The following is a 26,436-nucleotide window of genomic DNA, read 5'->3' as shown; positions in this document are numbered from 1 at the left end:
ATGCTTCCTGATATCGTGAGCGAACTATAGGCAGTCAAGCATAACTGTTAGCCTATAAATTATTTCAATTCAATTATTTTATTATTATCCATTGCTTCTTTAACCTCTTGTTCAATCGAAATTGTAAGTTTCGAAAATATCGTAAATGCTAATAGTACGATAAGTGCAACCGGAAATATAATTCCGATAATTATTGAAAAGAGCAATGAAATGCTCAAGTACACTTTTCCCGTACTAGAAGAAACTTTTAATTTAGAATTTTTTAGCGAATCAAATGCTTTTTGAAAGCCATTTGTGATTGTTTTGCTATTGATGTCGAAGATTGTTTTAGTTTTCATGATAAATCTGTTTATGTATTTGTTTATGATTCAAAAGTAGCGCTATTGCGTTTCAAAGCTTAGTGGAAATAGGTGGATGAAGGAAGAAAATCGGTAAACCATTATTTTTTAGCGGTCAGTAAGAATAACTATATAGCTCTTTAGTATTTAAACATAATAGATGTTATGATCTATTTTAATAGGTTTAAAAACTCATTTCTCTTTGTCTCTGAAGAGAAAATGCCACCATATTCAATGGAAGTTGTACTACTTGTACTGTCCTTAATACCGCGGGCAGATACACAAAGATGCTCGGCATGGATCACCACAATGATATCATCGGTCTGTAAAGCAGATTTCAATTCATTATATATCTGCAAGGTTAATCTTTCCTGCACCTGAGGTCTGTGTGCATAATAATCGACCACACGATTAATTTTAGAGAGACCGATTACCTTATTCTTTGCAAGGTAACCGATGTGCGCAAGTCCTACAATGGGCAGAAAATGGTGTTCACAGGTTGAATTTACACGGATATTCTTTTCAATCAATATTTTATTATAATCATATTTATTGACGAATGTAGAAAGCTTTGGCTTATTTAAAGGATTGAGACCATAGAACAATTCCTTTATGTACATTTTAGCGAAACGGTAGGGCGTGCCACTTAAACTGTCATCATGTAGATTTAATCCAAGTTCCCACAATATTTGTTGAAAAAGCTCGGAAATGCGATTCATTTTCTCTTCATCAGTTCTGAGAAATGCATCCGGTCGTAAAGGCGTTTCGATAGAAGTCATGGCATGTTGATCTCCGATATCCTCTGTATTGGAGATTGTTTCTGTTTGTGATAATGAATTCATCATGATTTATACTGTTGTTATATTAATTCAAAGTGCTATTAAATATTTAACAAATATAAATCTAAATTCTTCAAATGCAACTAAATTGCTTTTGTGAATTATCTTATCTATATTTGAGCATTGATAATCCAATTGACATTTTTAATTATTATAATAAATGAATGCTATACTTATTGTTTCTATACTTTTTTTATCTCCATTTGTAAGTGGAATTTCCGTTTTATCAGTCAAACGGGATCGTTCAACATTTTTAAAATTGATTCTTTCCTTCAGTGGTGCCTATCTTTTTGGACTGACGATACTTCATCTTATTCCGCACGTGTATGCAGAAGCGTCGGAGCATATGGATACCATTGGACTGTATATACTTGGCGGGTTCATGTTCCAGCTTTTGTTAGAACATTTCTCCCAAGGAGTGGAGCATGGACATATACATATGAAGAAGGAAAATATCAATTCTTTTCCAATAGCTATTATGTTGAGCTTATGTGTCCATGCTTTTTTAGAAGGTATGCCTTTGGTTAGTGCACAGCGTCAACATCTTGTTTTTGGTATCGCGATCCATCATATTCCAGCAGCATTTGCATTGGGATCTTTACTTCTGGCCTCTCAAGTTTCAAAAAGAACATTACTGATTGCTATTTTCGTATTTGCTATGATGACTCCAGCAGGTTTTTTGACCAGTCAGTTTATCAGTCAGCATGCTGTGGGTGATCTTGCACAATATTTTGATAAAATTATGGCTGTAGTGATCGGTATATTCCTTCATGTTTCCACTACAATCCTTTTTGAGTCCGGATCTGCAGACCACCATGTTTTCAATAAAAAGAAGATGATTGCAGTATTGTTGGGAATAGTATTATCACTGAGCAGTTTAATCATTGGCGGACATGATCATAGCCATTCTGAACATGATCACCATAATCACGAATCACATCACGAACATTAAAAAAAACTAAAGAATGAATACAATGAATTACAAATTATCGATTCTCTTGATGATCCTCATATTCCTAACTGGATGCAATAATTCTCAAACTGGCATAAGTACGATTAAAGTCGGAAAAACAGGTAATGAGGTTAATGCGTTTATAGGCCAAGATCTCCATTTTAAAACAAATATTTACTTTCCTGAAGGAATTAAATTGCTGACAGTGACATTTGAACCAATAAAAAAGACAGATTGGTCCTATGTGAAGGATTATACTACCGATGTCAAACAACATAATCAATATCATTTAAGCGGGGTTATACCTATTCCAGTGTATTTAGCAGTCGGAATTTATAAATTATGTATCAAAGCAGTTTCGGAAGTAGGAGAAATTGCGGAGGAAGAAGCTGAGATCAATCTAAAGGTAGATAGTTCGATGCCATTTGCGTCGAAAATTGATGTCGGTCTTAATGCAAAGAAAGATAATTTGCATCTAGAATCAGAAATTACTGCCTCCAAAAAGATTAAAAGCGTAAAGGTTCAGCTTAAATGGGGTTCATCTTCCAAAACCTATACTTATAATACAGGAGCGATGATCGGCGCTCTACAACATACCTTTCATGAGCATTTGGACCTAAAAGACTTTAAAAATGGGAAATATGATGTTATCTTCATCGTAGAAGATCAAGAGGGGAGACTATTTGAAACAAAAGGAGATTTTATAAAATAACAACGCTCATAATTTTTCATACTCATTTTTAGGAGGTTACTTGATTTAGTAATATTTACCAATGCCCTAAGATAGTTTGTAATGGCTAAAGTCTTAAGCTGTGAAATTTGTAGTCAATAGAAAAGTTTGTTTAAATCTTTATATTGACTGCAATATATTAGCGATCAGTCAAGACAATGGCATAGCAATTATCCATATTTAGACTTATTTTTTCAAATTTTCCAAGTAAAAGCATTTTGTCGATTATTCTTGAACCATCAGCGAAATTCTCAAAAATATCAATAGGCAGTGGTCTGTACTTTACTGTTGTTCTAATAAATTGTGAAAAGAAGTAGGGGTCTAAGCCACCAAATTCATTCGGGACGTTAAGAGAAACTTCTATAATTTGACCTGTTTTGCTGTTTTCAAATCCACAATGAATCCCATGAATGTCGTATCTCCAATCGTCAAGTTTTCCTATTTGCCTTTCATCCCATTTATATTCATCAAAAGTATCCAATGGAAAATCTCGATTTAATTTCACCTTGAGTTTACCCACTAGTTTGAGTATCAACTCTTCACCCAACTTCCTGTAATCCTTTGCACATTGCTCAAAGAAATCTTGATGGTCTTCAATATCCTTATCAGCGATAAGTTTCGCAATATTTATCTTAGGTTCAGAAATGTGTATTCCAACCTGAAAACCTTGAAGTTCTTTTTTTAGGTCGTGCCCTGTGGTTTCTCTTTCATTTTGAACGCTTTCCCCGAAGATAAGCATTAGTTTTCTTTCTCTGGGAATGGCACGAATTGTTTCAAGATCAGGAATTTCCGCAAGCGAATTTATCGTAATTATATCGATTAATCTATTCAATGGTAACGATTTTAAATTGGTATGTAATATAAGTTTATCTAACATTATTTGTTAAGTATAAAAGTAGTAAAGTTATGACAGAAATACCTTAAGCTGGAAGAAAGATAGGAGGGTATCTATTTTAAAATTTTACATCAGCAATGACAGTTTAAAGAAGATCCAGTAAAATTCCTTTTTTAGAAACTGTTATAATTTGATTAGAATTGTACAAGGAAACTTTATCGCTTACGCTGGTGTCAGAATCAATGATCATACTAGAATGGAAAAGTTAAGACAACTTTTTCTACGAACAGTTTTAAAGCATTAAAACAGGTGAAAATCTAAACGGGCAATTTATGAAAACGATATTCTTTCTTTTAGTTATGGGTATGGGGGTTACCGGATGTAACGGGTGGCACAAGTATTCGGACTCTGATAATAAAATCATCAACAAAATACACCGCAGAAGCGGTTTGCAGGAAATTGATACACTTTGGGTTTCGCAAAATGACACAGCAGTTTTTAGGTCGGAAGAATTAATACAGCGATATCCTGATCGAAACGCTCGATTAGGGCTACGTTATGAATTGCGTAATCCTAAAGATGAAATGTATTATTTCATTTATAACGATAAACAACAGTTAGTGCAGGAGGGAAAATATACAGCACAGTATATTTATGAAGGAATAACATACGATGGGAATTTCTATAACACAAAAAGATATTTTTATAAAAAGAATGGACGTCTGAATAGTGTACATTATCAGGAAGACGGCAGAAATTTCAAATTAGAACAATTTGCTAAGGACGGGCAACTTACTAAAATAACCTATTTCAATAAGAAAACAGGCGAAAAAGAAAAGATTGAAATTTATAAAAACAAGAAGTTAAAAGAAACACGGATTTATACAGCATTTAAGACTTATCGCACGGTAAAATCTTTTTAATATTTAGCTTTACATCAGTAGCTTAGCATATGCAAGATAACACATGCTAAGCTTATGAATCAAAAACGTTATGATTAATCATGTTGTTTCGACACTGGAATTATGGTCAAATAACTAACTTTTCATATTCAATCTTTCTTCTTGAAGATCGAGTAATCGCAGATGTTTTCTGATAATTTCTTCATCTAACAGAAGCTCCTCGCGGTTTTTATTGATAAGCCATGTTCTTTGCGTTTCGATTATGTCAATATAAATACTTCGATATTCAGCAAAATTAATGATGATTTCAGAACTGCTCAATTGATTTTCATATTTTTGCAATTGATCTTTCAATGTTGGAAAACTGTCTATTTTGTGAGCATAATCTTTACGAATTTTATCCACTGCCACTTGAGCGAGGTTGTTCTGAATTTCATAATCGACTTCCTTTTCACTTCGAGTAAAATCTTGGTCTATTTGAGGGAATTTCCTTAATAAGAAAGGAAGTGTAAGTCCCTGGACAAGTAATGTTAAAAGAATGACGACAAATGTGATGAAAAGTATGAGATTTCTTTGAGGGAAAGGAGTTCCGTCCGCTAAAGTCAGGGGAATTGAAAGTGCCGCGGCCAATGAAACAACACCTCTCATTCCGGTCCAGCCAATGATTAAAGGAGTTTTCCAGCCAGGAGATTTGGCATCAGCAACGGTAATGTAATTTCTCATAATTAAAGTCGTTATCACCGCCGCATAACCGGAGAAAATTCTAACAAGAACCAGCACTACAGTAACAGCTATTCCATAACCGATTGCTGTATAAATATCAGTATCTCCCAAACCAGAAACAATTTCAGGTAAATCTAAACCAATGAGCATGAAAACAATTCCATTTAACAAAAAGCAAAAACTTTCCCAAACTGTTACAGTACGTATTCTAGATGCACTGCTCAAAAAATCATGACTACGATAAGATAGGAATAATCCGCCACTTACCACCGCCAAAACTCCCGACGCATGCAGTTCTTCCGCCGCCAAATACATCGAGAAAGGGGCGATAAAAGTGAGCAAAATATCAGTATTAGAATCTGTCGGAAGTATTTTATGCATTTTCAGAAAGATGTACGCAAGTGCAAGCCCGATGCCTACGCCACCAATGCACATCCATACAAAACTTCCCGCCGCTTCGTACCATACAAATTGCCCGGTTGCGGCAGCAATCATCGCAAACCTGAAAATGATTAAAGAAGAAGCATCATTCAGCAAACTTTCGCCTTCGAGGATTGACGCCAATCTTTTAGGCACCTTTACAAATTTTAAAATTGCTCCAGCACTTACTGCATCAGGTGGTGAAACGATTCCGCCCAATAAAAAACCTAAAGCTAAAGAAAATCCGGGGATGAAATAATTAGCGAAGACCGCTACCGATAATGCCGTAAAAAAAACGACTACGAAAGCGAAACTGAAAATAATTCTGCGCCATCGCCATAGCTCTTTCCATGAGGTTGACCAAGCGGCTTCATACAGCAACGGCGGTAAAAAAATGATAAATATTAACTCTGGTTCTATTTTTATTGGGGGTACTCCCGGAATAAAACTTATGGAAAGACCAGCTAATACAAGCAAAACAGGATACGCGACCTGAATCTTTTTCGCCAACATGATCAGCATGGTGATAAGTAGCACCAAAAAAAGATAAAATTCGAAATTTTCTAGCATGTGTAAATTTTAGTTACATAAATATATATTAAATTTTTAGCAACATTTACAACCTATTTACAATTTAAATGAGTTGTAAATGTTATCATAGAAATAATGTGTGATGCGATTTACCAATTTCCATATTTATCCAGCATCTAATAGTTTGTGGTGAAAAAGGTTGTTACTATAATTTTTATTCCGTACAGATTAAGCAGTTCCGGCCTTCATTACCAACTATGGTATTTTTAAACAATTAAAACAAACAGTAAGGTCGAGCTGTATTACTTATTTCACGACAAAAAAATATCATTATGAAAGTTGCCATCATCGGAGCATCCGGATTTATCGGATCAGCTATTTTAAATGAAGCACTGAGTAGAGGTCATGACATAACCGCTATTGTCCGAAATCCAGAAAAAGTAACGGTTTCCGAACCACGTCTTAACGTCAAAAAAGGAGATGTTATAAAAGAAGAGGAGTTGATCAGCCTTTTGAAAGGAAACGAAGCTGTTATCAGTGCTTACAGCGCAAATGACTCATCGACCTATGTAAAGGCTATCACAGCTATTATTAATGCTACGAAAAAAGCAGGTATTACGCGATTATTAGCTGTTAGCGGTGCCGGAAGCCTCGAAGTAAAACCCGGAGTACAATTGTTAGATACCCCAGAATTTCCCGCTGAATGGAAGGGCGGTGCTACTGCTACACGTGACGCATTTGATGTTATCAAGCAGGTGACCGACCTGGATTGGTCCGTCTTGAGCCCAGCCATGGTGATCGAGCCCGGCCCGCGTACAGGTGTTTTTCGCTTAGGGAAAGATCAAGTGTTATTTAATGATAAAGGAGAAAGTAAGATTTCTACAGTCGATTTCGCAGTAGCTTTGCTCGATGAGCTGGAAAGACCCGCACATATCAAACAACGTTTTACGCTTGCTTATTAAGCTTGGAATAATTTTAGGTATATATATTAAATAGGAAACAAAGCTGTAATGTATCATAACAGCACTGTTTCCTATCTGATATACATTATGCGATTGAAATGGTTTCATCCAGGTAAATATCTTGTATCGCTCTAAGAATTTCTATGCCATCTTTGAGCGGACGTTGAAAAGCTTTTCTACCCAATATTAGCCCTGTGCCTCCGGCTCGTTTGTTTATAATCGCTGTTCTAATAGCCTCAGGAAGATCGCGTTCACCTTTCGATTCACCTCCTGAATTAATAAGACCAATTCTGCCCATATAGCAATTTGCTACTTGATAACGGCAAAGGTCAATAGGATGCATGGATGATAAATCCGTGTACATTTTAGGATTGCTTTTGGCAAAATTAATGGTAGTGAATCCGCCGTTATTTTCCGGAAGTTTTTGCTTAATGATATCAGCCTGTATGGTTACACCTAAATGATTGGCTTGACCTGTAATATCTGCCGCAACTTCATAATTAACGTTATCCTTAGTAAAACTATTATTACGGGTATAGCACCATAAAATGCAGGGCATTCCTAACTCATGAGCTCTTTCAAAGGCTTCGGCAACTTCTACAATTTGCCTGTTTGAATTTTCTGAACCAAAGTAAATCGTAGCACCTATTGCAGTTGCTCCTAAGTTCCAAGCATCTTTTATACTCCCAAACATAATTTGATCATACTTTGTAGGATAAGTAAGCAATTCATTATGATTTATTTTAACGATAAATGGAATTTTATGTGCATATTTTCTAGCCATTATAGCAAGATTCCCAAAAGTTGTTGCAACAGCATTACAACCTCCTTCGATAGCAAGCTTGATGATATTTTCTGGATCAAAATACAAAGGGTTCGGAGAAAAGGAAGCACCAGCAGTATGTTCTATCCCTTGATCAATTGGCAATATTGATAAATATCCGGTATTAGCCAGATGTCCATGTTTGTAGAGTGCCGCAAGATTTCTAAGTACCTGAGGATTGCGGTTGCTTTGCAGGAAAATCTCATCGATAAATTTTGGGGAGGGAAGGTGAAGTTGTTCCTTCAAAATTTTTGGTGTATTAAAGCCTAGTAGATTTTCGCCTTCGGCACCTAATTCTAATAAAATATTTTTATAATTCATAACGTGATGATATTATTATAAATAAAGTACATTGTGATAATATGCAGTGATTTAAACTGTTATTACAATTAAAGTTAACTAATGATTTCGATAGTCCCTAGTTTTTAACATATTATTTGAAGGTTAATTTACAGTCTTAATTAAAAAGACATCTTGTGCAGGATTGCATTCGGAATAAGAATTCTTATAAAAAAATTCAGTGCAGAAGTTTTTGATTCAAAGGGTATGGAGGACGATTGGGGAAATCGAACATCATCATGCTTTCCAATACATTACAAATGACATGATGAATATATATAAGATAGTTGCTTGAGATCTCAGGTTAAAAGAAAGTAGAGGTATAGCTCAAGCCAAGCACTTCTAGCTATTTAAAATCGGCTGATCGGTTTTCTATTTCAAATCCGCATTTTTGAAATCAAATGGTATCCGCTCAATCGAATTTTCATTTTCGATCATCAGTTCAATTTTTATTTCCTCTTTTTCGGTTGTTGACATATTTTTTTTCAATTTAATCAGCTTATATTTCATATTTGTATGCTTATCTGTCAAAGTGAGGTTATTGTAACCGTGGTCTAAGTCTTCATTAACAGCTATTATTAAATCTTGATTTTTAGTAGATCGATACGCATACATTAAGTCATAAGACTTGAAATCAATGCTTTTATAATCTTCCCCATTATTGGTTTTATACCTAAAATCTGGAAATGCTTTTTGTATGTTGGCAGAATCTACAATTGAAAAATAAACAGTTGGATTTGCTTTTAATACACTTTTATCTATTAAATTGATGTTTTTTTCTAAACCTTTCAGTTTACCCAAACTGAAATACGATTTTTTATTTTCTGATGGCTTGAAGTATATGATCGTGCCTTTAATATCAATTTTATGATATTTTTTATTTTCCTCAAGTTCGAACCTTGCTACAACATTAGCTCGTCTGAAAGAATTTTCAAATATATTATTGTGCAATATTTGTCCCTTATTATAGGTCGCAGTAAGCGTATCTATTTTAATCAGGTGAAATCTGTCGTTGGGCTTATTTTCAAGTTCTAAACTTATCTCAATTTCATTGTACATCTTAATGGTGTGAGATAGTATTACTTTTTCTTGTGAATAAAGACAAATAGGAATCATTAAAACTAAAAGAGTTGTGAGATTTTTCATTTATACTTTGGGAATCATTAAAATACTGTCATTGCTTCATTTAGTTATGCTTAGAGATCGATCGTGAGTTAACGATAATTTTATTTAGCCGTTATTTAATCCCTCTTGATACTATAAATCTTACCAAATTCACTATTTGTATCATGTTGCATTGACTTTATTTGATCTTTAGTAAATTTTATTGTTGCGTCTGCATAATCATTTTTATATTTCTTTAGCAAGTCGGAAAGTCCAGAATACTTTTTCGTTGACATACTATGTGTTTTAAAAATCAAAGTATCGCCTTTTACTTCATAAACCTTATACAGCGTATAGGTATCATTTTTTTCTATTTTGTATAAATCATCAACTTTTGGATTTGCCAAATATTCAGTTTCATTAACCGAATTTTGATAAACAGTAAAGATGATCATGCAGCATAACAATCCTATAACAAATAATCCAAAATAATGTGTAATCGGTCTTTTTGCTTTGGCAGATGCCATGAAATAGTCTTGCTTCATTTTTGGACTCATTTCATTTGCATATAGAACTTGTTTGCAATGACTGCATTGGCTCATTCCTTTTTTTGAAGTTGGAAAAATAGGAATCCAAAAAATATGAAAATAGCGGGCTAAAAATAAAAAAGTAACAGTCCCTTTGCTATTACAGTTCTCACAGTCGTAAGACAGCATTTCTTTTGAATTTAAGATCTTTGCTCTTGTTCCAAATATGATCATAGCTTGATTTTATTAGGTTTAATTTTTCAGGATTCTATTCTTTAGTTCTTTTAACAGTTTCGTACGACTTTTAGTTTTTATTATATAGTCCACTAGTGCATTATTGTTGATATTTTCTGCATTTGGGCATAGTTATACTAGTAATAAGTTTTAAAGCAGTTATCTAAAGTGCATCGTTGCTGTTAGCAGTAATAAAAATACATGTAATAATCAAAACCAAATAGTAGATTTACAATTCGCGAAACATGTTTTACAATTCGTGTAATAAGTCAGTTTATTCCCTTAAACTAACTTAATAACAGTATTTTAGTAAATAGAAGCTACTTCGAAAATTGCGTTTTACGAACCAAAGTCTACTTGTATGTACTGATCAGGTTGTATACTTTGGCAAAATATATGCGCTGTAAGAGTATGGATGCGAAAGAAAAAAATGGAAAGTGCAATTTTACAGTAAATTACATCAATACTTATTGTATATAGACATCGTTATCAATGATTTATTTAGGCTTATGAAAAGTAAAAACGTATTACTGGTTGTAGTTGTTTTGTTGTTCCAGACCTTGTGTTTGGGACAAACTCATGAACATACGAAAATAGACTTCATTGTTACTAATGATTATATGTCCGAAAGAAATCTTTCTTTGATGGGAGGGCCGATCCCAGTAAATTATAAGAAAGAGATTAAAGAAAGTTTACGAAATAGTTTTGTTGAGTTTTATGATGACAATAACAATATTACAGCGGAAAAATACTACAATAAAATAGGTGCATTATATCACACGAATCAAAATTTCTATGACAGCAAGAACCGATTAGAAAAAACACTTGAAATTGACGAATTTAAAAACGACACCTGCGTTATTCAGTATCAATATACGGACAGTTTAAATCTAGTGGCTCATAAACAAGTTAGTCGTTCATGTTCAAGTAATTTTCTCGATTTTTATTATAGCTATAATGAAAAAGGTCAGAAAATTAAAGAAGTACTGAATGAGAACAACACGTTACTCCGTAAAAAAGTCATTCTGGAAATTTCCAAAAATGAAAGACAAATAAGCTCGTATGATCAAGCAAACCGTTTATCAAATTATCAGTATAAGTATAATAACAAAGATCTGCTTATATACGAAAAACGTAAAGAATGGGATTATGTGCAAAAAGGAGAATATTTTGAAATTGGTGGCGAATATGAGTATTTGTATCAGTATGATAAAAATGGCAATTGGATAGAACGCATTAAACAAACCTATTGTCCAGCAAAGAAGAAAGTCGCAACAAATAAAAAAGTGGATAACAAAAAAAGTCTAGTTAAAACAGAAGAACCAAAACTGCTCGAAAATATTGATTACAATTGCGAACCTGAAATCAAAGAGAAGCTGATCAGAAAAATATATTATAAGTAGAAATTTCCTTAAAAACAGAATGGTTATTTTCGGCGAGAGTTTCAATATTTACATGAAGAAGTCCTATCAGCAGGAGTCGATATGATAATAGGGTTGATTTCGATAAAAAACATTAATACAGAAACAAATGACATCTTGGAAAAATTATTGTATGCTCTTCATTATACTTCATTTTGTCACAAATGCGTGTGCACAATTTACAGGATATTTTAATTTGCACGATGGAGGTGTAGATATGCCATCTTCCTCACTCTTTGTTTTACCCAATAATGAATTTCTTCTTTTTTATTATGATGGATACCAAATCGGAAGTTGGAAAGAAATAGATAACAGCACGATAGTCTTAAGTGTAATCAAAACGAAGACTGTCCCAATTACTATTTATGGAAAGTATAATAAGAATCTGACAGGTATAAGCATAGATGTATATGGTTTGGCAAAAGCAAACGCATTCATAAATTTTTCAAAAGATACTACTTCAAAAAAAGAGTTTCAACCTATTTTTAACGATTGGGCAAACTGTCTTGGTGACGACTATAAAATCAAAAAAATGGTCGGTGAAAGTAAAACTTTTTGATCATTAAATTCGAAAGCATCTACATTAAAAATAGTCTTTAAAGCTGTTGGTTGTAAATAAACTCCAATAATCCTAAAATTACCTATAACCCGATGCTCTGTAAACTTAGTTGACTGCCCCTGTATATACAACTGGGGTGCTGCCTGAGCATTCATATCAAAAAATAGGTTTGGCTTTTCTTGAAAGATCAATGTAGGTATGCCATCTGGGATGATCTTAAATGACTTAATGCTAAAATTATCTGTGTCGTCTTCCAATACCCAAAAATATCGGATGTAGTCTTGTAAAGACGTTTCTGGAAGGAACTCTTGATAATGCATTTGTTTTACTTTTAAAAGTTAAAAATACAAAAAATGCTGAAAAATACGGAGATCCTTTTCTTATGATCCAGCATCTTTTCAAAGCTTCTATAGAGTCTTATGTTCCAGTTTATTTAGGAGTTTCCGTTTATAATTATCATTTTTAATCAAATAAATTGAATTATACTTTTTGCAATAAAAATTTATGGAATTATCTACACTTATTAGAAGAATCAAAAGCACAGATTTTAACTTTGTTTACGATTGCTTGTGTGCACTTGCAAATGAAATCTTAGATAAAGAAATTATTGAAGAGATATTCAATAACAATATTAAAAACCCAAATTATTATTATTTGATTGCTGAAAATTTAGATGGGAAAATGGGATTTATAACTTTCCATACGCAGTATCTGTTACATCATAGTGGACTGGTCGGCGAAATTCAAGAATTCTACGTAACACAGAATTTCAGAAACAAAGGTATAGGGCGAAAATTGATTCATGAAATTATGGAGATTGCTGATCAAAATAACCTGAAAAGTATTGAAGTAACCACAAACAAAAAGCGAATTGAGAATATTGCCATATATGAAAATCTTGGATTTAACCTGTCTCATAATAAATTTACGATATACAAATAAGCTAACTTGAACACAATTCCTAGAGAAATGCAATAATAACCAATCATTAAAAATTAAAATGAAATTTAGAGTAGCAAGAGTCGGAGATATCCCGCAGATACAAGTTGTGAGAAATGCCGTCAAGGAAAATATGCTTTCAGATCCTAATCTGGTAAGTGATGAGGACTGTGAAGATTTTTTAATAAGAAGAGGGAGAGGCTGGATATGTGAAATTGACCAGAGGATCGTTGGCTTTTCAATTGTTGATCTAGTTGACTATAATATTTGGGCATTGTTTGTACATCCAGACTATGAAAAACAGGGCATTGGAAAACAACTGCACGATGTTATGCTGAATTGGTATTTCGATAAAACAAAGCAAACTGTTTGGCTGGGAACTGCACCCGGTACAAGAGCTTCAATATTTTACAAAACTGCGGGTTGGAAGGAGGTGGGTATGCATGGAAAAGGTGAGATCAAATTCGAAATGACATTTGAAGCTTGGAAAACCTTAAATTCTGATTAACAATGTGACACATGATTAATATATTGATTTTAAATTTATTGATTTCGTTTAATTAAATTGATAGTTTATCTATTTTAGGCGTCAAAGAGCTAGTTTAAATTTATATAACACCGATCAGTGTAATGATAAATCAGTAAAATTGGTAAGAGATTCCGTGATTTATATACCATATATTTTCTATTAAATGAGGATTTTTGTACTGGATGTAAATAAATAGATTGTCAAAGACCTGAGTTAAAAACAATTACTCTTAGAGAAGGTTATACCTGTAGTCATGACTACCGAATGCAATTTTCATGTAACACCAATAAATAGAAGGATATGGAACATATAATAAATGAAATATTTGAAAAGGGAAATCAAATAACCAATGGATATTTTACAGGAAATGCATTTCTAAATCTGTTGCAAGAAAAAGATGAAAATAATGATTTTGCCCTCGGCAATGTTACTTTTGAATCAGGAGCAAGGACAAACTGGCATACACATCCAAGAGGTCAGGTATTGATTATCACCGATGGTACAGGCATTTATCAAGAAAAAGGTCAAGTCGCCCAGTTGATTAAAAAAGGGGATATCATCAATATTCTTGAAGCTGTGGAGCATTGGCATGGCGCATCTGCAGTAAGTGGCATGGTCCACATTGCGATCACCAATTATAAAGATGAAGAAAATGTGACCTGGTTACAGGCCGTTTCAGAGGAAGAATATGCTATTGCCAACAAACAAATACAAAGATGAAAAATATATTCAAATTACCATTTTTGACAATCCTTGTGATGCTAATAAGTAGTCAAATCATATTTGCACAAAGCTCAGTTCAGGATACTACGATTAATAGCAATAAACAATTGGTGCGAATTTCGGAAATTGAAGTGTATCCGAAAGATTTTGATGCATACTGTGCTATTTTAAAGGAAGAAGCAGCTGCCTCTGTAAAATTAGAACCAGGTGTAATAGCCATTTTTCCGATGTACATTAAAGTTGATCGATCACAGATCCGTATTTTGGAAATTTACGCCAACGATGAGGCCTACCAGCAACATCTGAAAACTCCACATTTTCAAAAGTATAAAACGACTACGCTTACCATGGTAAAATCGTTGAAACTACTTGACATGGCTGTATTAGACAAGGAAACAATGTCTGATATATTCAAAAAATAGAGAGCAGCAAACTGTGGAATGATCATCAACTTTGTGTTTTTATGATCAAACTTTAAGATAGCTGAAGATTTGAATTGACAGCTTAATATTTAATGAACTTAGTGCTGCGTGATTAGTGTAAAGCACTATAATCGGAACATGACAGCGGTGAGCATAATACTTTTAGATCGATGTCGGCGCTGCCGTCAGTTCTGTCATCCTATTTTGAAAAGGTTTAAACGGAAATTCTTATATTTAACGTTATGCTAGCCATTAAAAAGATCTTTCTTTTTCTAATCATTTGGTTTTTATACCCATCAAACGGCTATAGCCAAAAATCTGTCACGATAACACAGCTCCAAAAACAATATGGTGGAACATGGATTGACAGAAAAACGACCAGATGCCTGCAGATAACTTTTGATAATGACCGATTTGCGACGATCATCGATTGGACCCGTAAATACCAAAGCCGAGAGCATGGCGATGTCTATAAGGCATATATCAAGAAAGACACATTGGTCATGCCCGAGGATAAGGATCACCATGCACCTTACAGTGAAATTACGATAGAAAACAATAAACTGATATACCGGACCAAGTCTATCGGTATACAGAAAATATCAATCTGGGATAAACAGGTATTTTCCCGGAAGTGATACCTTTGTGCATTTAGCCCATTTGCAAAAATTTACAATATGGATGAGTAATTTCTATTTTTGGGAACTTAAAAAAGCTTGTCAAATCTAAATCTAAGCTATTCACCATCTTGTTTTCACTTCATGAGTAATAGGTATTATTGCAATAGATATTCCTAATGCGATGACTCCCTATCATAGGCATGACTATAAAAGATTTTAATCCTAGACGGAATTTTTATCTCCTGCTCAAAAATCGTTGTTCTAAATCGTGACTCGATAATCTATGTGGTGCATAGTGGTCCTACGCTGATCAGTGAAATTTCACATTTATCTTCTCTCCAAATTCTAATAAATTTCTAATAAATTTCTGTTGATCCTCTAATGGCGTGTTAGCGGTATGCATTTTATATTTGCAACACATTTAAACAAAAACAATATGGACTCAGGCCCCCATTCAAAGACACAAGAGATAATTATTTAATTGCCCGCGAATCATCATAACCTTGTTTTATGCCGATTGCAGGCCAAAAACAACGTTATGTTTCATTTTTCAAAACTATTTAAAAAATATACACACGATCTTGTCGTGTATGACTACTCAATCGCTTCAGTTATAAGACCAATGATGGTGGTCGCTATAGTGGATCGCATCTGTGACAAGCAAAATTACCCTTTCAGGCATCTCTTTTTAAGATTATCATCCTCACTGTTATATACGGTCAGGTATAGCCTCACGCACACTAAAAATAGGAGGGCCAATGACACTATTTGAATTTATTTTAAGATTATCTATCGCATTTGCACTTGGTGCAGCGATCGGCACTGAACGTCAATGGAGACAGCGGATGGCCGGACTAAGAACCAATATGTTGGTATGTCTTGGCGCCTGCATGTTCGTTTCACTTGGGGTGAAAGTTGGCGGAGATGCTTCCGGTAGAGTAATATCTTACGTCGTAAGTGGCATCGGATTTCTTGGTGCAGGAGTAATAATGAAAGACGGTGTGAACGTAAGGGGACTAAATACAGCAGCTACCCTGTGGTGCTCAGCTTCCATAGGAGCATCCTGCGGATTGGGTTTTCTTTCTGAAGCCACCATCTTTACCGTCTTTCTGATCATTACGCACGTGCTGATGCGTCCTTTAGGTACAAAGTTAAGCCGTATACCTGTAAATAGTGCTGATAATCCAGTCGCGTATCTCTTAATTATAAAATGCAGACAAGATGTGGAGAATCATTTGAGAGTATTATTACTTCAGTTCACTGGAAGTGATGAAAAACTGTTGTTAAGATCGCTAAAAAGTACTGATGATGGAGACGCAAGCAGAGCAATAATAATGGCTGAAATACTGGCAAATAGCAATGAAGATGCGATTATGGAGCGGATTGCGGGACGATTAACGATTGAACATGAAGTTTCTGAAGTTAGCTGGAATAAAGCTGGTATGGAGAATGATCTTTAGCCCCATCGTAGATAGATTAATAACCCAAGGACCAATATCCAAAAACTAATAATTATTTAAAATATCTGATAATGATTGGGGTGATATCGCTTCATTTCCAATTGTATAACTAACAATATCTATTTAATATCATGATTAACGTAAAAGAGCGCTTAAAAGATAAAACGATTACTGACAGAAGAAAAATTATGTCAAAAGGTAGTGATGAGGCTGCTGCGACCAAGCTGCAAAATGTTTCAAGATCGGATCAGGATTTTTATTTCGCCATGCTGGAAAGCCATATCGGCGGTTTATCTTCTATACAAGCCAAAGAGAGGTTAAGTAGATTTGGCTTTAATGAGTTGCACCATGAACAAGCGCCTACATGGATAAAGCAACTATTTCAGGCATTTATCAACCCCTTTATTGGCATACTTCTTATTATTGCCACGATCTCCTTTATATTGGATGTATGGTTGGCCAGTCCCGGGGAGACCGATTATAAAACGGTTGTAATGGTCGGTATTATGGTGATGGTAAGCTCTCTACTCAGGTTCTTTCAAGAATACAGGAGTAATCGGGCCGCTGAGCAACTTAAAAGCATGGTAAAAACTACCGCGACAGTTGTAAGGAATATGACTGAAAAGGAAGAGCTTGATATTAAGAAATTAGTGCCTGGCGATGTCATTTTGCTTTCTGCGGGAGATATGATTCCAGCAGACTGCCGTATCGTAAAATCTAAAGATCTCTTTGTAAGTCAATCTATGTTGACAGGAGAGTCTCTGCCCGTAGAAAAGAGAAGTTTGGCTGTTCGGGACGCTGAAGAGAAACCACTGGTAGAGCTGGATAACATCTGCTTTATGGGAACCAATGTGGTAAGTGGTTACGCGACAGCAGTTGTCGTCAATACAGGAAATCAAACTTATTTTGGCACACTCAGTAAAGTTATTGTGGGTAAACGTGCCGAAACAAATTTTGATATCGGGGTTAATAAAGTGAGCTACCTTTTGATCAGTTTTATGGTCGTCATGGTGCCCTTGATCTTCATGATCAATGGATTCGTTAAAGGAAACTGGTGGGATGCACTGCTTTTTGCAATTGCCGTTGCCGTAGGTCTGACCCCAGAAATGCTACCCATGATCGTAACTGCAAATCTTGCAAAAGGGGCAGTGAATATGAGTAAGCACAAAGTGATTATCAAAAGGCTCAATGCCATCCAGAATATAGGAGCGATGGATGTGCTGTGTACAGATAAAACGGGTACGCTGACTATGGACAAAATCGTTTTGGAAAGACACTTGAATATTTTCGGACAGGAAGATGAAGAGGTACTCAAATGGGCTTATCTGAATAGTTTTCATCAAACAGGCCTTAAAAACCTGCTCGATGTTGCTGTTCTCGAACATGTGGAATTACATGATTACCTGAAAGTGGAAGAGCATTTTTTAAAAGTCGATGAAATTCCTTTTGATTTCCAAAGACGTAGAATGTCTGTTGTGTTAAAACAACGAAATGGTAAACATCTGCTCATCTGTAAAGGAGCGGTAGAAGAAATGCTTAATTTGTGCAGTCACGCCTTTGATCCGGGAGATGATAAACAGCTACATATTCAATCAGATCAGGTAATGCCTATGGATGAAGCGATGCGGAAGATGATTTTAAGAACTTCAAATAAACTAAATGAAGCAGGGCTACGGGTTTTACTGGTTGCTATACGTGAATTTGATGACAGAGCACTGAATTATTCTTTAGAAGATGAACAAAATATGACGCTCACTGGATTTATCGGTTTTCTTGATCCTGCTAAACCTTCCGCTAAAGCAGCAATTGAAGCTTTACAGAAGTTAGGTGTGAATATTAAAGTATTGACAGGTGATAACGAGATTGTCACCAAGAAGATATGCCAAGATGTAGGTATTCCTTTTGATCAGGTACTTTTGGGGGCTGAAGTTGAAAAAATGACTGATATGGAATTAAAGGAACAGATTGGAGAGGTTTCTATTCTGGCAAAATTAAGCCCGGTTCAAAAATCTCGGGTTGTTAAAATACTTAAAGAAAAAGGTCATACAGTTGGTTTTATGGGTGATGGTATTAATGACGCAGCAGCACTTAGAGATGCCGATGTAGGAATCAGTGTCGATACAGCGGTGGATATTGCTAAAGAAAGTGCTGATATAATTTTGCTCGAAAAAGACCTGATGGTTTTGAGAAAAGGAGTAATTTATGGGAGAAGAACTTTTGGAAACATCATCAAATATATCAAAATGACTGCGAGTAGCAATTTCGGAAATATGTTCAGCATGTTGGGCGCCAGTGCTTTTCTGCCATTTCTACCGATGCTACCGGTGCAAATATTAGTGCAAAATTTACTATATGATGTATCACAGGTATCTATTCCATGGGATAGAATGGATGAAGATTTCATTGAGAAACCTAAAAAATGGGATGCTTCAGGCATTAAAAGATTTATGCTTTATATTGGCCCAATTAGCTCCATCTTCGATTATGCGCTATTTGCAGTTATGTTCTTTGTTTTTAAAGCGAATAGTCCAGAACACCAAAGTTTATTTCAGAGCGGCTGGTTTATTGAAGGACTACTTTCACAGACATTGATTGTTCACATGATTCGCACGCGAAAAATTCCATTTATCCAAAGTTGGGCTACTGCGCCTGTAGTGGCGTTAACTTCACTGATTATGGTTATCGGAGTATTAATTCCGTTTTCACCTTTTGCAGGTGCATTATATATGCAACAATTGCCACTGAGTTATTTTCCTTGGCTTATAGCCATACTAGCTTCTTACTGCACACTGACACAGTTTGTTAAAACATGGTATATCAAAAAATTCAATCAATGGCTATGATAACGCAATAGTCAAATGGCTTAATCCGTTTAAGAATTTGTTTATCAATGTTGTATTGCTTCCTATCTATAGGGCTTTATCGGACTCAGGGATCATTTGAAATGTTAGTCGCTAAGACGTTGTATACATACGTCTTAGCGTTTTAAAGAAGCGATATTATTCCTCATTTCCACTTCAATTGTTTCGCTTTAGCATTATCGTAAAAAATAAATAGAAGATCTTTTTAAAATGATCACATTTTTACAACTAAAACAAGTGGTACTATACTTCCATTCTGCTTATATATATCCCAACCATAATTTAAAATTTTAAGTCCTGTTATAGGATAAGAAAAAAGGCGACAGGATTCTTCACTTTTTTCCTTTAAAATGGTGTACGAGAGGATGATCGTTTCTTTTCCTTGAATCTGGATCTTAAAACTATGGTCTCCAGGGGTATCGTTGAAGAATATAATCTCCATAAATCCATTCATTGGTGAATTTTCTGAACCTTTAATGATACGCCAGTCATAGAATGGTATGCCAGTTTCTCCAACACTGACACTTATATTCTTTTCGCCAAAAGCATCTGTCAAGATGAGGTTGGAACCACTTTCCTTATCTGTGAAGGTAAGGCCAATACGTCGAGGAGGTGCTTGGTTTAAGATATTATCACAATTACGGTTTTTTTTACAGCTTGCTATTAAGCAAAAAGTTGCAACTAGGATTAAAATTGGTGTAATTAATTTCATATTCAAGATTATAATAGATAAAGATACTGAATTATCCCGCTTGCGGTAATTTTTCAAATAAATATATTCGTTGATTTATGATAACGATAGGGATGGATCAATCTCTTGAATGCAGTTGATAGGACTTCTCACATTTCACCGTTTTTTAACCTCCTGTGATTGATAGAATTGACAATACCTACAATTTCTTGATTATTTGGCATAGCTTTGGCGATGATTTGATCAGTAAAAAGCAAATAAACTATTTATTATAAGATCGTCTTTTGTAAATACACAAATATTCGACTAAGTTTAATTAAGAAGTTTGTTTTTACATCATGACTTAAATAATAGAAAGTAGTATTTTACATTTAATGCATTAAGCATGCACAATCAGAATCTTCAGTTGATATATCTTAATAATTATTTAAAAGGATAGCATGAAACAAGTAATGCTTTTGATTACAGTATATGTGGTTTTCTCTTGTAGTCATAGTGCTAAAATAGAGGCTACTCATAATGCAAAGGACCACAATTGCGACTGTGAAAAGACGGTCGGAATAGACCGTGTTTTATTTGCCACGAACATTCGGTTGAAAAATGAGAAAAATAGGAAGGTATTACTGTTTAATTGCGCGACTATCCATACAGCAATTGCATCTATTAGTGATGCCGATGGTAAGAATGAACGTGAAAAATTTATCTATGAGTTGGATTGTATCTCCACAATAGAACAAAGCCAGGAACTGTCTGATGATTTTAAATATTATACGGAATCGATGCAATCTTCCGAAGATTTTTTTCAAAGCCTGAATGAGGAGAAGAAGTTCTTTTATGAGCTTACTTTTGAGAAGCAAAAGATCAAATCAATCTTAAAAGTGGAATTAGATTGAAAAAATTGTACACCTGGATAGATAGAGTAAAATGGGATCAGGCCAAATGAATATAAAGTTCACGACGTGAACACTACAATAAACTAAGGAATACTTACTTATTAATTTTAAACTATTCGTCATGGGAACACTATTGTTAAACGGAACGTTTCTCTTCTTATTATCTTGGGCAGGTCAAAATAACGTTGCTAAGTATACCTCTGCAGATTCAGTCGTTACTGTTCAAGTCGAACCAAAACAAGAAAATAAACCGGTCATTATTTTAGAGGCATTTCAGATTCTGGATAGCGATGGCGGTTCTGCTGAAGCTGTATTAAGTATGGATAAGGAAGGAAAGTGCTATGTGGGTAAAGAATTTATCGGTACTATTACGGCAGCAGGAGAATTGAAGTCTGACACAGGAAAACTATTGGTCCATTTAAAAGGTAATGAGTTACTGTCCAATGACGGAAAAGTTTTACTCGTCATCAAAGAAGATGGAACAATCTCTAATGGCTCTGGTAAAGATATCACTTGGGGACCGGATGGTGTTTTAAAAAATATGGAATTGAGTCTAAAAATTGTTCCTGTAGACACTAAAGCAAAAAGAGCGGCTTCCCTTCTCTTATATTCCTTTTTTGGTTCCGCAGAAACGGAAGTTCAGAAATAGAGCTTCAAGTTGCGATACCATGACAGATTAAGAAGTAATATCAGTTATCTAAACTGACATTAAGAAAGAAAAGATTGCAAAAAACGGGGTGAATCAATTCCAGAAAGTAATACCGGAAAACAGTCTTTCACAAACGTTAGTTGGCCGTAATTGGCATTATCATCAGAGCAAAATTATTGAATATATAATAAATGAAAGAAATAAGCATAAGACAAATTAAAGAACCCGATTTTTCAGAGGGATTTGCTATTCGGGAGATTGAAGGTATGCTTTCTGAAAAAGATTTGGTACAAGATCTTCATAGGCACGATTTCTTTTTTGTTTTATTTTTAGAAAAGGGAACGGGTGAACATCGTATTGATTTTACAAACTATCCTGTTGACAATTATGCTGTTTTTTTCATGCGACCTGGACAGGTGCATGAACTCATTTTAAAAAAAGGTAGTAAAGGCTATTTGATGCAATTTAACCGTGATTTTTATACACCAAAAGAAGAACCGATTAATTTTGTTTTACGAAAAGTAAGTCATAAAAATTACTGCCCACTTTCTGTCGAGAGATTTGGTCGAATTCTAGCACAACTAGCTTTTATTTCTGAGGAGTATATAGGTAAACGTGAGCATTACAAGGATGTTATAAAAGCAAGTCTTGAAATACTTTTTATTGAACTTGTCAGACAGAGTAGTAGTCCTAAAGAAATTACAAAGAATGGTAATGATTATTCTCAAAATCAGTTAGAAGAGTTTTTGGAATTATTACAGAAGAACATTGTAAACTATAAGCAAGTAACGAAATATGCAGAATTGATGCATCTTACTACATTTCAACTCAATAAAATAACCAAGGAAACTGTTGGTAAATCGTGCTCACAACTCATTAATGAACAAATTGTGCTTGAGGCAAAAAGAAATTTATTAGCGACCACTAATCAGATAAATCAAATTGCATTCGATTTAGGTTTTGAAGATCCTTCTTATTTTATCCGTTTTTTTAAAAAGAATACCAACTATTCGCCAGAAGCATTTCGCAAAAACTTTAAATAAGTACCACTGGATTACACGTTTGTCCTACAAAACAAGCTTTATCATCAAGTAATTTTGAAAAGAATTTAAAAACAAGATGAAATATGAAAATTGTAATTGTAGGTGCTTCAGGTACTATGGGTACTTATTTAGCTGATGTGCTAGAAGGTGAAGGTCATGAATTAATAAGAACCAGTCGATCAGCTAAAGAGATCCAAGTCGATACGACATCCACCCAGTCTATCGAAGCAATGTTTGAAAAGATAGGCCCCTTTGATGCGTTGGTTACTACCGCTGGAGAGACTTTTGTCGGTCCATGGAAAAATTTGAACGACCAAACTTTCAAAAAAGGAATTGAAGGTAAAATGATGGGACAAATAAATTTGGTACTAATCGGCCAGCATTACATTAATCCTAAAGGTTCGTTTACCTTGATCACAGGTGCGCTAACACACGAACCTCAAATTAATTTTGCAAATGCATCAGCAGTAAACGGAGCTGTAGAAAGTTTTGTGAAAGCCGCAGCTATTGAGTTGCAAAATGGCATCCGTATCAATGCAGTCAGTCCTTCAGTCATTGAAAATTCACCCCATTATTTTCCTTATTTCCCTGGAGAAATTCCAACAACGATGAAACAGCTAGAATATCTTTTCAGAAAAAGTTTATTTGGCGCTGGAACAGGACATATTATCAAACCTTAAAATAATTGAAATGAATAACAAAAGTAAGATGATCCAATCGATTAAAATATGGTTAGTAATTTATCCTTCGATAACGCTTTTCTACTTATTATTTGGAAGCTTTTTAGCGGAGCTTCCATTGTATGTGAGGACACTCATCTTAACTGTAATATTGGTTCCTTGGATGGTCTTTTTGGGTTTGCCTTTTATACATTATGTATTGATGAGTATAAATAACAATGACAAATTTTAACCGGAGAACTTTTATGAAGCAGGGTGGGATTTTGGCGTCCGTATTTCTCCTGCCTCTTACTTTTAACTCTTTTGTAGATAGAAAAATAATGAAAACCCAAAATCAATTTGATGTAATTATTATAGGAGGCAGCTATTCTGGACTTGCCGCGGCAATGGCGCTTGGAAGAGCTTTAAGAAATGTATTGATAATCGACAGTGGTGAGCCTTGTAATAGGCAGACACCGTATTCGCACAACTTTTTAACACAAGACGGAAAAACCCCATTAGAAATTTCTTTAATAGCAAAGCAACAGGTATTGAAGTACGATACCATTACATTCTATAGTGGTTTTGCCACAAAAGGTATGAAAATCGAAAAAGGGTTTGAAATTGAAACCGAATCTGGCAACAAATTCACAACATCTAATTTAGTTTTTGCTGCAGGAATAAAAGATATAATGCCCGAAATCCCTGGCTTTTCCGAATGCTGGGGAATTTCTGTCCTGCATTGTCCTTATTGTCATGGTTACGAAGTGAGAAATGAAACAACTGGTATACTTGGGAATGGTGATTTTGGCTTTGATTTTTCAAAACTGATATCAAATTGGACAAAAAAGTTAACCCTTTTTACCAATGGAATAGCAACACTGACTGACGAACAAAAAAATCTACTTGAAAAGCATGCTATTGAAATAGTAGAAATAGAAATCGAGAAATTTGAGCACCAAAACGGAAAAGTCAAAACCATCATCTTTAAAGATGGTTCAAAGCAAATGGTAAATGCAATTTATACAAAACTGCCTTTTGAGCAAAATTGTAGCATTGCTGAACAACTGGGATGTGAATTAACCGAAGACGGTTACCTGAAAATTGATTCTTTTCAAAAAACTACCATAAACGGTGTGTATGCTTGTGGCGATACAGCGACACGAATGCGAACAGTCGCTAACGCAGTAGCAATGGGAACATTGACAGGAATGACTGCAAATAAAGAGCTTATCGAAGAACGTATTTAAATAATAATACGAGCTTTTGTTTTGACAGTCAATAGAATGAGTTGAATGAATTACTAAGACTCTTCATATCTAATGACCGTTTTTTACTGAATCTGAAATACTAATCTTTCTGCGTTTATTGAGATCAACATATTTTGTCGGCATCAAGGATATGTGAAGCTGCTCACATTAGAATTTGTGATACTGGCGTTAGATCAAAGTCATTGAATGAGACTAACACTATGAAACTTTTGTATTAAATTTGGATTAATGAAATTGTAATACCGAATTTCGTAAGGGTCCAAAACATTGGCAATAATTTTTATTGAATCCGAAACCGATAAATAATGGCAAAAAAGAAAAAAACACTTCCAAAAAACTTCAGTGAATTAATTACTGAAAATAATATAGACAATCTTAAAAAAGTATTTGATACGTGTGAATTCGATGCAAGAGGTGGTTATGGAAAAGCAACAGCTCTTAGTTTTTTTAATGTTCCGGATGAACTTGTTCGCTGGTTGTTGCAAAGCGGAGCGGACATCGAAGCTATCGATAGTTATGGACGTACGGCACTGCATCAACATGCGATGATGCGAAGTGGCAAGTTAGCTGTCTTCTTAGAATTGGGTGCAAATATCAAGGCAGTGGATAGCTATGGGGACACACCCCTACATTTTGCAGCTGGAAGTAGTTTTAATGTTTCATCTGTAAAACAACTTGTAGCCTATGGTGCAGATACCAAAGCGCTAAATTCATATAAACAAACACCCCTCGAGCGAGCTTTAAGTAGTGCAAACAACATTGACATTGTACATTTGGTGGAAATATCGCGAATATTACTGCAAAGTGAATCCGAAATCACTCAAAAAATGAAGGATGAAATTATTCGAATAGGAGAAGGTTTTGAATTTCATCGGAAAAATTTTAATAAAGACTATCTACAGGAGACAGACCATGCACTAAGTAATCTTTATGAAATATATCAAGTTATACCTGTCAAGAAACGTATTATGCATGATGGTGTATCACCAATAATTGCAAATGGAACAAGCTGGGAAAAACAATTTGAAGAATTGTGGGAGTTATTAGTGCCATCAAAGGGAAACGCTGACACAGTGCAAGGGGAGGTTGTGCGAATTGCAGGGAAAGTACGTGATGAAATATACCGTAATGGGGGTGGAAACTGGAACATTGATTTCAAAAAAATGTTGGATGCATTTTACCTGCACTTAACTTCTGAGCACGCTTTATCTGTTGCTGAACTTGAAGAGGCAAAGACTTATATCAAAGATATTCGTAATACTGGATTTGCTGATGATCTTAATTGCCTATGTGAACTTGCAACGAACTGGGTACGTCTAAATCCGACACCAATTTTGCTTAATAAGCCAAATTACAAGAGATAAATTAAATCACTATAGTCGACGTTTCTTACGACATTTCATTCTATTTAAATAAGAGAGGCCAATCGAAAGATTA

At 34.7% G+C, this 26,436-nt stretch carries 28 protein-coding genes; 19 read left to right on the top strand and 9 right to left on the bottom strand.

Annotation, left to right across the window (positions count from 1 at the left end; all coding sequences use genetic code 11):
• Positions 1–59: 59 nt before the first annotated feature.
• The gene (locus tag EDF66_RS00850) at positions 60–338 is read right to left on the bottom strand and encodes a hypothetical protein (RefSeq protein ID WP_132839851.1); all 279 of its coding nucleotides are present in this window, start codon (positions 336–338) and stop codon (positions 60–62) included.
• A gap of 170 nt (positions 339–508) precedes the next feature.
• Positions 509–1,183 (bottom strand): GTP cyclohydrolase I FolE, encoded by a 675-nt coding sequence (folE, locus tag EDF66_RS00845; protein ID WP_021188537.1) that lies wholly within the window; start codon positions 1,181–1,183, stop codon positions 509–511.
• Between the two features lie 154 nt (positions 1,184–1,337).
• Between folE and EDF66_RS00840 the strand changes: the two genes are divergently transcribed.
• Positions 1,338–2,129 (top strand): ZIP family metal transporter, encoded by a 792-nt coding sequence (locus tag EDF66_RS00840; protein ID WP_132839849.1) that lies wholly within the window; start codon positions 1,338–1,340, stop codon positions 2,127–2,129.
• A gap of 22 nt (positions 2,130–2,151) precedes the next feature.
• On the top strand, positions 2,152–2,841 hold the full coding sequence (locus EDF66_RS00835) for a hypothetical protein (RefSeq protein WP_132839847.1): 690 nt from the start codon (positions 2,152–2,154) through the stop codon (positions 2,839–2,841).
• Positions 2,842–2,998: 157 nt separating this feature from the next.
• Here EDF66_RS00835 and EDF66_RS00830 read toward each other — a convergent pair whose 3' ends face one another.
• Positions 2,999–3,736, bottom strand: coding sequence for a DUF6896 domain-containing protein (locus EDF66_RS00830; RefSeq protein WP_207898372.1), 738 nt, complete (start codon positions 3,734–3,736; stop codon positions 2,999–3,001).
• Positions 3,737–4,026: 290 nt separating this feature from the next.
• Here EDF66_RS00830 and EDF66_RS00825 point away from each other — a divergent pair, with 290 nt between their 5' ends.
• Positions 4,027–4,617, top strand: a complete 591-nt coding sequence (locus EDF66_RS00825; RefSeq protein WP_132839845.1) for a hypothetical protein — start codon at positions 4,027–4,029, stop codon at positions 4,615–4,617.
• A gap of 114 nt (positions 4,618–4,731) precedes the next feature.
• Here EDF66_RS00825 and EDF66_RS00820 read toward each other — a convergent pair whose 3' ends face one another.
• Positions 4,732–6,309 carry a Na+/H+ antiporter gene (locus EDF66_RS00820; protein WP_132839844.1) on the bottom strand — a complete coding sequence of 526 codons (1,578 nt, stop codon included), beginning with the start codon at positions 6,307–6,309 and terminating at the stop codon, positions 4,732–4,734.
• A gap of 293 nt (positions 6,310–6,602) precedes the next feature.
• Between EDF66_RS00820 and EDF66_RS00815 the strand changes: the two genes are divergently transcribed.
• Positions 6,603–7,232: an NAD(P)-dependent oxidoreductase gene (locus EDF66_RS00815; RefSeq protein ID WP_132839842.1), complete on the top strand. Its 630-nt coding sequence runs from the start codon at positions 6,603–6,605 to the stop codon at positions 7,230–7,232.
• An 85-nt stretch (positions 7,233–7,317) separates the two neighbouring features.
• Here the strand turns inward: EDF66_RS00815 and EDF66_RS00810 are convergent, their stop codons facing one another.
• The 3 genes from EDF66_RS00810 to EDF66_RS00800 all read right to left on the bottom strand — a co-directional run bounded on the left by EDF66_RS00810 (position 7,318) and on the right by EDF66_RS00800 (position 10,259).
• Positions 7,318–8,376, bottom strand: a complete 1,059-nt coding sequence (locus EDF66_RS00810; RefSeq protein ID WP_021188532.1) for a class I fructose-bisphosphate aldolase — start codon at positions 8,374–8,376, stop codon at positions 7,318–7,320.
• 390 nt (positions 8,377–8,766) lie between these two features.
• Positions 8,767–9,540 (bottom strand): hypothetical protein, encoded by a 774-nt coding sequence (locus EDF66_RS00805; protein WP_132839840.1) that lies wholly within the window; start codon positions 9,538–9,540, stop codon positions 8,767–8,769.
• 95 nt (positions 9,541–9,635) lie between these two features.
• The gene (locus EDF66_RS00800; RefSeq protein WP_132839839.1) at positions 9,636–10,259 is read right to left on the bottom strand and encodes a zinc-ribbon domain-containing protein; all 624 of its coding nucleotides are present in this window, start codon (positions 10,257–10,259) and stop codon (positions 9,636–9,638) included.
• Positions 10,260–10,768: 509 nt separating this feature from the next.
• Between EDF66_RS00800 and EDF66_RS00795 the strand changes: the two genes are divergently transcribed.
• On the top strand, positions 10,769–11,662 hold the full coding sequence (locus EDF66_RS00795; RefSeq protein WP_132839837.1) for a hypothetical protein: 894 nt from the start codon (positions 10,769–10,771) through the stop codon (positions 11,660–11,662).
• Positions 11,663–11,813: 151 nt separating this feature from the next.
• Positions 11,814–12,239 carry a hypothetical protein gene (locus EDF66_RS00790; RefSeq protein WP_132839835.1) on the top strand — a complete coding sequence of 142 codons (426 nt, stop codon included), beginning with the start codon at positions 11,814–11,816 and terminating at the stop codon, positions 12,237–12,239.
• Here EDF66_RS00790 and EDF66_RS00785 read toward each other — a convergent pair.
• Positions 12,197–12,559: a DUF6597 domain-containing transcriptional factor gene (locus EDF66_RS00785; protein ID WP_207898370.1), complete on the bottom strand. Its 363-nt coding sequence runs from the start codon at positions 12,557–12,559 to the stop codon at positions 12,197–12,199. The two genes, EDF66_RS00790 and EDF66_RS00785, sit on opposite strands and share 43 nt — an antisense overlap.
• A 184-nt stretch (positions 12,560–12,743) precedes the next feature.
• On the opposite strand from EDF66_RS00785, the gene EDF66_RS00780 reads away from it, so the two are divergent.
• From EDF66_RS00780 to mgtA, 7 genes are all read left to right on the top strand, one after another.
• On the top strand, positions 12,744–13,181 hold the full coding sequence (locus tag EDF66_RS00780) for a GNAT family N-acetyltransferase (protein ID WP_132839833.1): 438 nt from the start codon (positions 12,744–12,746) through the stop codon (positions 13,179–13,181).
• A 58-nt stretch (positions 13,182–13,239) separates the two neighbouring features.
• Positions 13,240–13,686: a GNAT family N-acetyltransferase gene (locus tag EDF66_RS00775; RefSeq protein ID WP_132839832.1), complete on the top strand. Its 447-nt coding sequence runs from the start codon at positions 13,240–13,242 to the stop codon at positions 13,684–13,686.
• Between the two features lie 321 nt (positions 13,687–14,007).
• Positions 14,008–14,427, top strand: coding sequence for a cupin domain-containing protein (locus EDF66_RS00770; protein ID WP_132839830.1), 420 nt, complete (start codon positions 14,008–14,010; stop codon positions 14,425–14,427).
• Positions 14,424–14,852: a putative quinol monooxygenase gene (locus EDF66_RS00765; RefSeq protein WP_132839828.1), complete on the top strand. Its 429-nt coding sequence runs from the start codon at positions 14,424–14,426 to the stop codon at positions 14,850–14,852. Before EDF66_RS00770 ends, EDF66_RS00765 begins: the two co-directional genes overlap by 4 nt.
• Positions 14,853–15,094: 242 nt before the next feature.
• The gene (locus EDF66_RS00760) at positions 15,095–15,490 is read left to right on the top strand and encodes a hypothetical protein (RefSeq protein WP_132839827.1); all 396 of its coding nucleotides are present in this window, start codon (positions 15,095–15,097) and stop codon (positions 15,488–15,490) included.
• A gap of 740 nt (positions 15,491–16,230) precedes the next feature.
• A complete protein-coding gene (locus tag EDF66_RS00755) occupies positions 16,231–16,932 on the top strand; it encodes an MgtC/SapB family protein (RefSeq protein ID WP_132839825.1) in 702 nt (233 codons plus the stop codon).
• A 131-nt stretch (positions 16,933–17,063) separates the two neighbouring features.
• A complete protein-coding gene (gene mgtA / locus EDF66_RS00750) occupies positions 17,064–19,775 on the top strand; it encodes a magnesium-translocating P-type ATPase (RefSeq protein ID WP_132839823.1) in 2,712 nt (903 codons plus the stop codon).
• Positions 19,776–20,007: 232 nt separating this feature from the next.
• On the opposite strand, the gene EDF66_RS00745 is transcribed toward mgtA, so the two are convergent.
• Positions 20,008–20,505 (bottom strand): hypothetical protein, encoded by a 498-nt coding sequence (locus tag EDF66_RS00745; protein WP_132839821.1) that lies wholly within the window; start codon positions 20,503–20,505, stop codon positions 20,008–20,010.
• Between the two features lie 419 nt (positions 20,506–20,924).
• Between EDF66_RS00745 and EDF66_RS00740 the strand changes: the two genes are divergently transcribed.
• The 6 genes from EDF66_RS00740 to EDF66_RS00710 all read left to right on the top strand — a co-directional run bounded on the left by EDF66_RS00740 (position 20,925) and on the right by EDF66_RS00710 (position 26,363).
• Positions 20,925–21,377, top strand: coding sequence for a hypothetical protein (locus EDF66_RS00740; RefSeq protein ID WP_132839819.1), 453 nt, complete (start codon positions 20,925–20,927; stop codon positions 21,375–21,377).
• 121 nt (positions 21,378–21,498) lie between these two features.
• Positions 21,499–22,026, top strand: coding sequence for a hypothetical protein (locus EDF66_RS00735; RefSeq protein WP_132839817.1), 528 nt, complete (start codon positions 21,499–21,501; stop codon positions 22,024–22,026).
• 191 nt (positions 22,027–22,217) lie between these two features.
• Entirely contained in the window at positions 22,218–23,069 is an 852-nt protein-coding gene (locus EDF66_RS00730) for a helix-turn-helix domain-containing protein (protein ID WP_132839815.1), read from the top strand.
• 83 nt (positions 23,070–23,152) lie between these two features.
• Positions 23,153–23,749 (top strand): short chain dehydrogenase, encoded by a 597-nt coding sequence (locus EDF66_RS00725; RefSeq protein WP_132839813.1) that lies wholly within the window; start codon positions 23,153–23,155, stop codon positions 23,747–23,749.
• Between the two features lie 218 nt (positions 23,750–23,967).
• Positions 23,968–24,978, top strand: coding sequence for an NAD(P)/FAD-dependent oxidoreductase (locus EDF66_RS00715; RefSeq protein WP_132839810.1), 1,011 nt, complete (start codon positions 23,968–23,970; stop codon positions 24,976–24,978).
• A gap of 326 nt (positions 24,979–25,304) precedes the next feature.
• Positions 25,305–26,363, top strand: a complete 1,059-nt coding sequence (locus EDF66_RS00710) for an ankyrin repeat domain-containing protein (RefSeq protein WP_132839808.1) — start codon at positions 25,305–25,307, stop codon at positions 26,361–26,363.
• Positions 26,364–26,436: the final 73 nt, after the last annotated feature.

The organism is Sphingobacterium sp. JUb20, assembly GCF_004342035.1.
GTDB lineage: Bacteria > Bacteroidota > Bacteroidia > Sphingobacteriales > Sphingobacteriaceae > Sphingobacterium > Sphingobacterium anhuiense.
This window is presented reverse-complemented; position numbering and strand designations above follow the sequence as displayed.

Coding starts and splice junctions, on each gene's coding strand:
- EDF66_RS00850 (WP_132839851.1), bottom strand. CDS start 338: ATGAAAACTAAAACAATCTTCGACATCAATAGCAAAACAATCACAAAT.
- folE (WP_021188537.1), bottom strand. CDS start 1,183: ATGATGAATTCATTATCACAAACAGAAACAATCTCCAATACAGAGGAT.
- EDF66_RS00840 (WP_132839849.1), top strand. CDS start 1,338: ATGAATGCTATACTTATTGTTTCTATACTTTTTTTATCTCCATTTGTA.
- EDF66_RS00835 (WP_132839847.1), top strand. CDS start 2,152: ATGAATTACAAATTATCGATTCTCTTGATGATCCTCATATTCCTAACT.
- EDF66_RS00830 (WP_207898372.1), bottom strand. CDS start 3,736: ATGTTAGATAAACTTATATTACATACCAATTTAAAATCGTTACCATTG.
- EDF66_RS00825 (WP_132839845.1), top strand. CDS start 4,027: ATGAAAACGATATTCTTTCTTTTAGTTATGGGTATGGGGGTTACCGGA.
- EDF66_RS00820 (WP_132839844.1), bottom strand. CDS start 6,309: ATGCTAGAAAATTTCGAATTTTATCTTTTTTTGGTGCTACTTATCACC.
- EDF66_RS00815 (WP_132839842.1), top strand. CDS start 6,603: ATGAAAGTTGCCATCATCGGAGCATCCGGATTTATCGGATCAGCTATT.
- EDF66_RS00810 (WP_021188532.1), bottom strand. CDS start 8,376: ATGAATTATAAAAATATTTTATTAGAATTAGGTGCCGAAGGCGAAAAT.
- EDF66_RS00805 (WP_132839840.1), bottom strand. CDS start 9,540: ATGAAAAATCTCACAACTCTTTTAGTTTTAATGATTCCTATTTGTCTT.
- EDF66_RS00800 (WP_132839839.1), bottom strand. CDS start 10,259: ATGATCATATTTGGAACAAGAGCAAAGATCTTAAATTCAAAAGAAATG.
- EDF66_RS00795 (WP_132839837.1), top strand. CDS start 10,769: ATGAAAAGTAAAAACGTATTACTGGTTGTAGTTGTTTTGTTGTTCCAG.
- EDF66_RS00790 (WP_132839835.1), top strand. CDS start 11,814: ATGCTCTTCATTATACTTCATTTTGTCACAAATGCGTGTGCACAATTT.
- EDF66_RS00785 (WP_207898370.1), bottom strand. CDS start 12,559: ATGCATTATCAAGAGTTCCTTCCAGAAACGTCTTTACAAGACTACATC.
- EDF66_RS00780 (WP_132839833.1), top strand. CDS start 12,744: ATGGAATTATCTACACTTATTAGAAGAATCAAAAGCACAGATTTTAAC.
- EDF66_RS00775 (WP_132839832.1), top strand. CDS start 13,240: ATGAAATTTAGAGTAGCAAGAGTCGGAGATATCCCGCAGATACAAGTT.
- EDF66_RS00770 (WP_132839830.1), top strand. CDS start 14,008: ATGGAACATATAATAAATGAAATATTTGAAAAGGGAAATCAAATAACC.
- EDF66_RS00765 (WP_132839828.1), top strand. CDS start 14,424: ATGAAAAATATATTCAAATTACCATTTTTGACAATCCTTGTGATGCTA.
- EDF66_RS00760 (WP_132839827.1), top strand. CDS start 15,095: ATGCTAGCCATTAAAAAGATCTTTCTTTTTCTAATCATTTGGTTTTTA.
- EDF66_RS00755 (WP_132839825.1), top strand. CDS start 16,231: ATGACACTATTTGAATTTATTTTAAGATTATCTATCGCATTTGCACTT.
- mgtA (WP_132839823.1), top strand. CDS start 17,064: ATGATTAACGTAAAAGAGCGCTTAAAAGATAAAACGATTACTGACAGA.
- EDF66_RS00745 (WP_132839821.1), bottom strand. CDS start 20,505: ATGAAATTAATTACACCAATTTTAATCCTAGTTGCAACTTTTTGCTTA.
- EDF66_RS00740 (WP_132839819.1), top strand. CDS start 20,925: ATGAAACAAGTAATGCTTTTGATTACAGTATATGTGGTTTTCTCTTGT.
- EDF66_RS00735 (WP_132839817.1), top strand. CDS start 21,499: ATGGGAACACTATTGTTAAACGGAACGTTTCTCTTCTTATTATCTTGG.
- EDF66_RS00730 (WP_132839815.1), top strand. CDS start 22,218: ATGAAAGAAATAAGCATAAGACAAATTAAAGAACCCGATTTTTCAGAG.
- EDF66_RS00725 (WP_132839813.1), top strand. CDS start 23,153: ATGAAAATTGTAATTGTAGGTGCTTCAGGTACTATGGGTACTTATTTA.
- EDF66_RS00715 (WP_132839810.1), top strand. CDS start 23,968: ATGACAAATTTTAACCGGAGAACTTTTATGAAGCAGGGTGGGATTTTG.
- EDF66_RS00710 (WP_132839808.1), top strand. CDS start 25,305: ATGGCAAAAAAGAAAAAAACACTTCCAAAAAACTTCAGTGAATTAATT.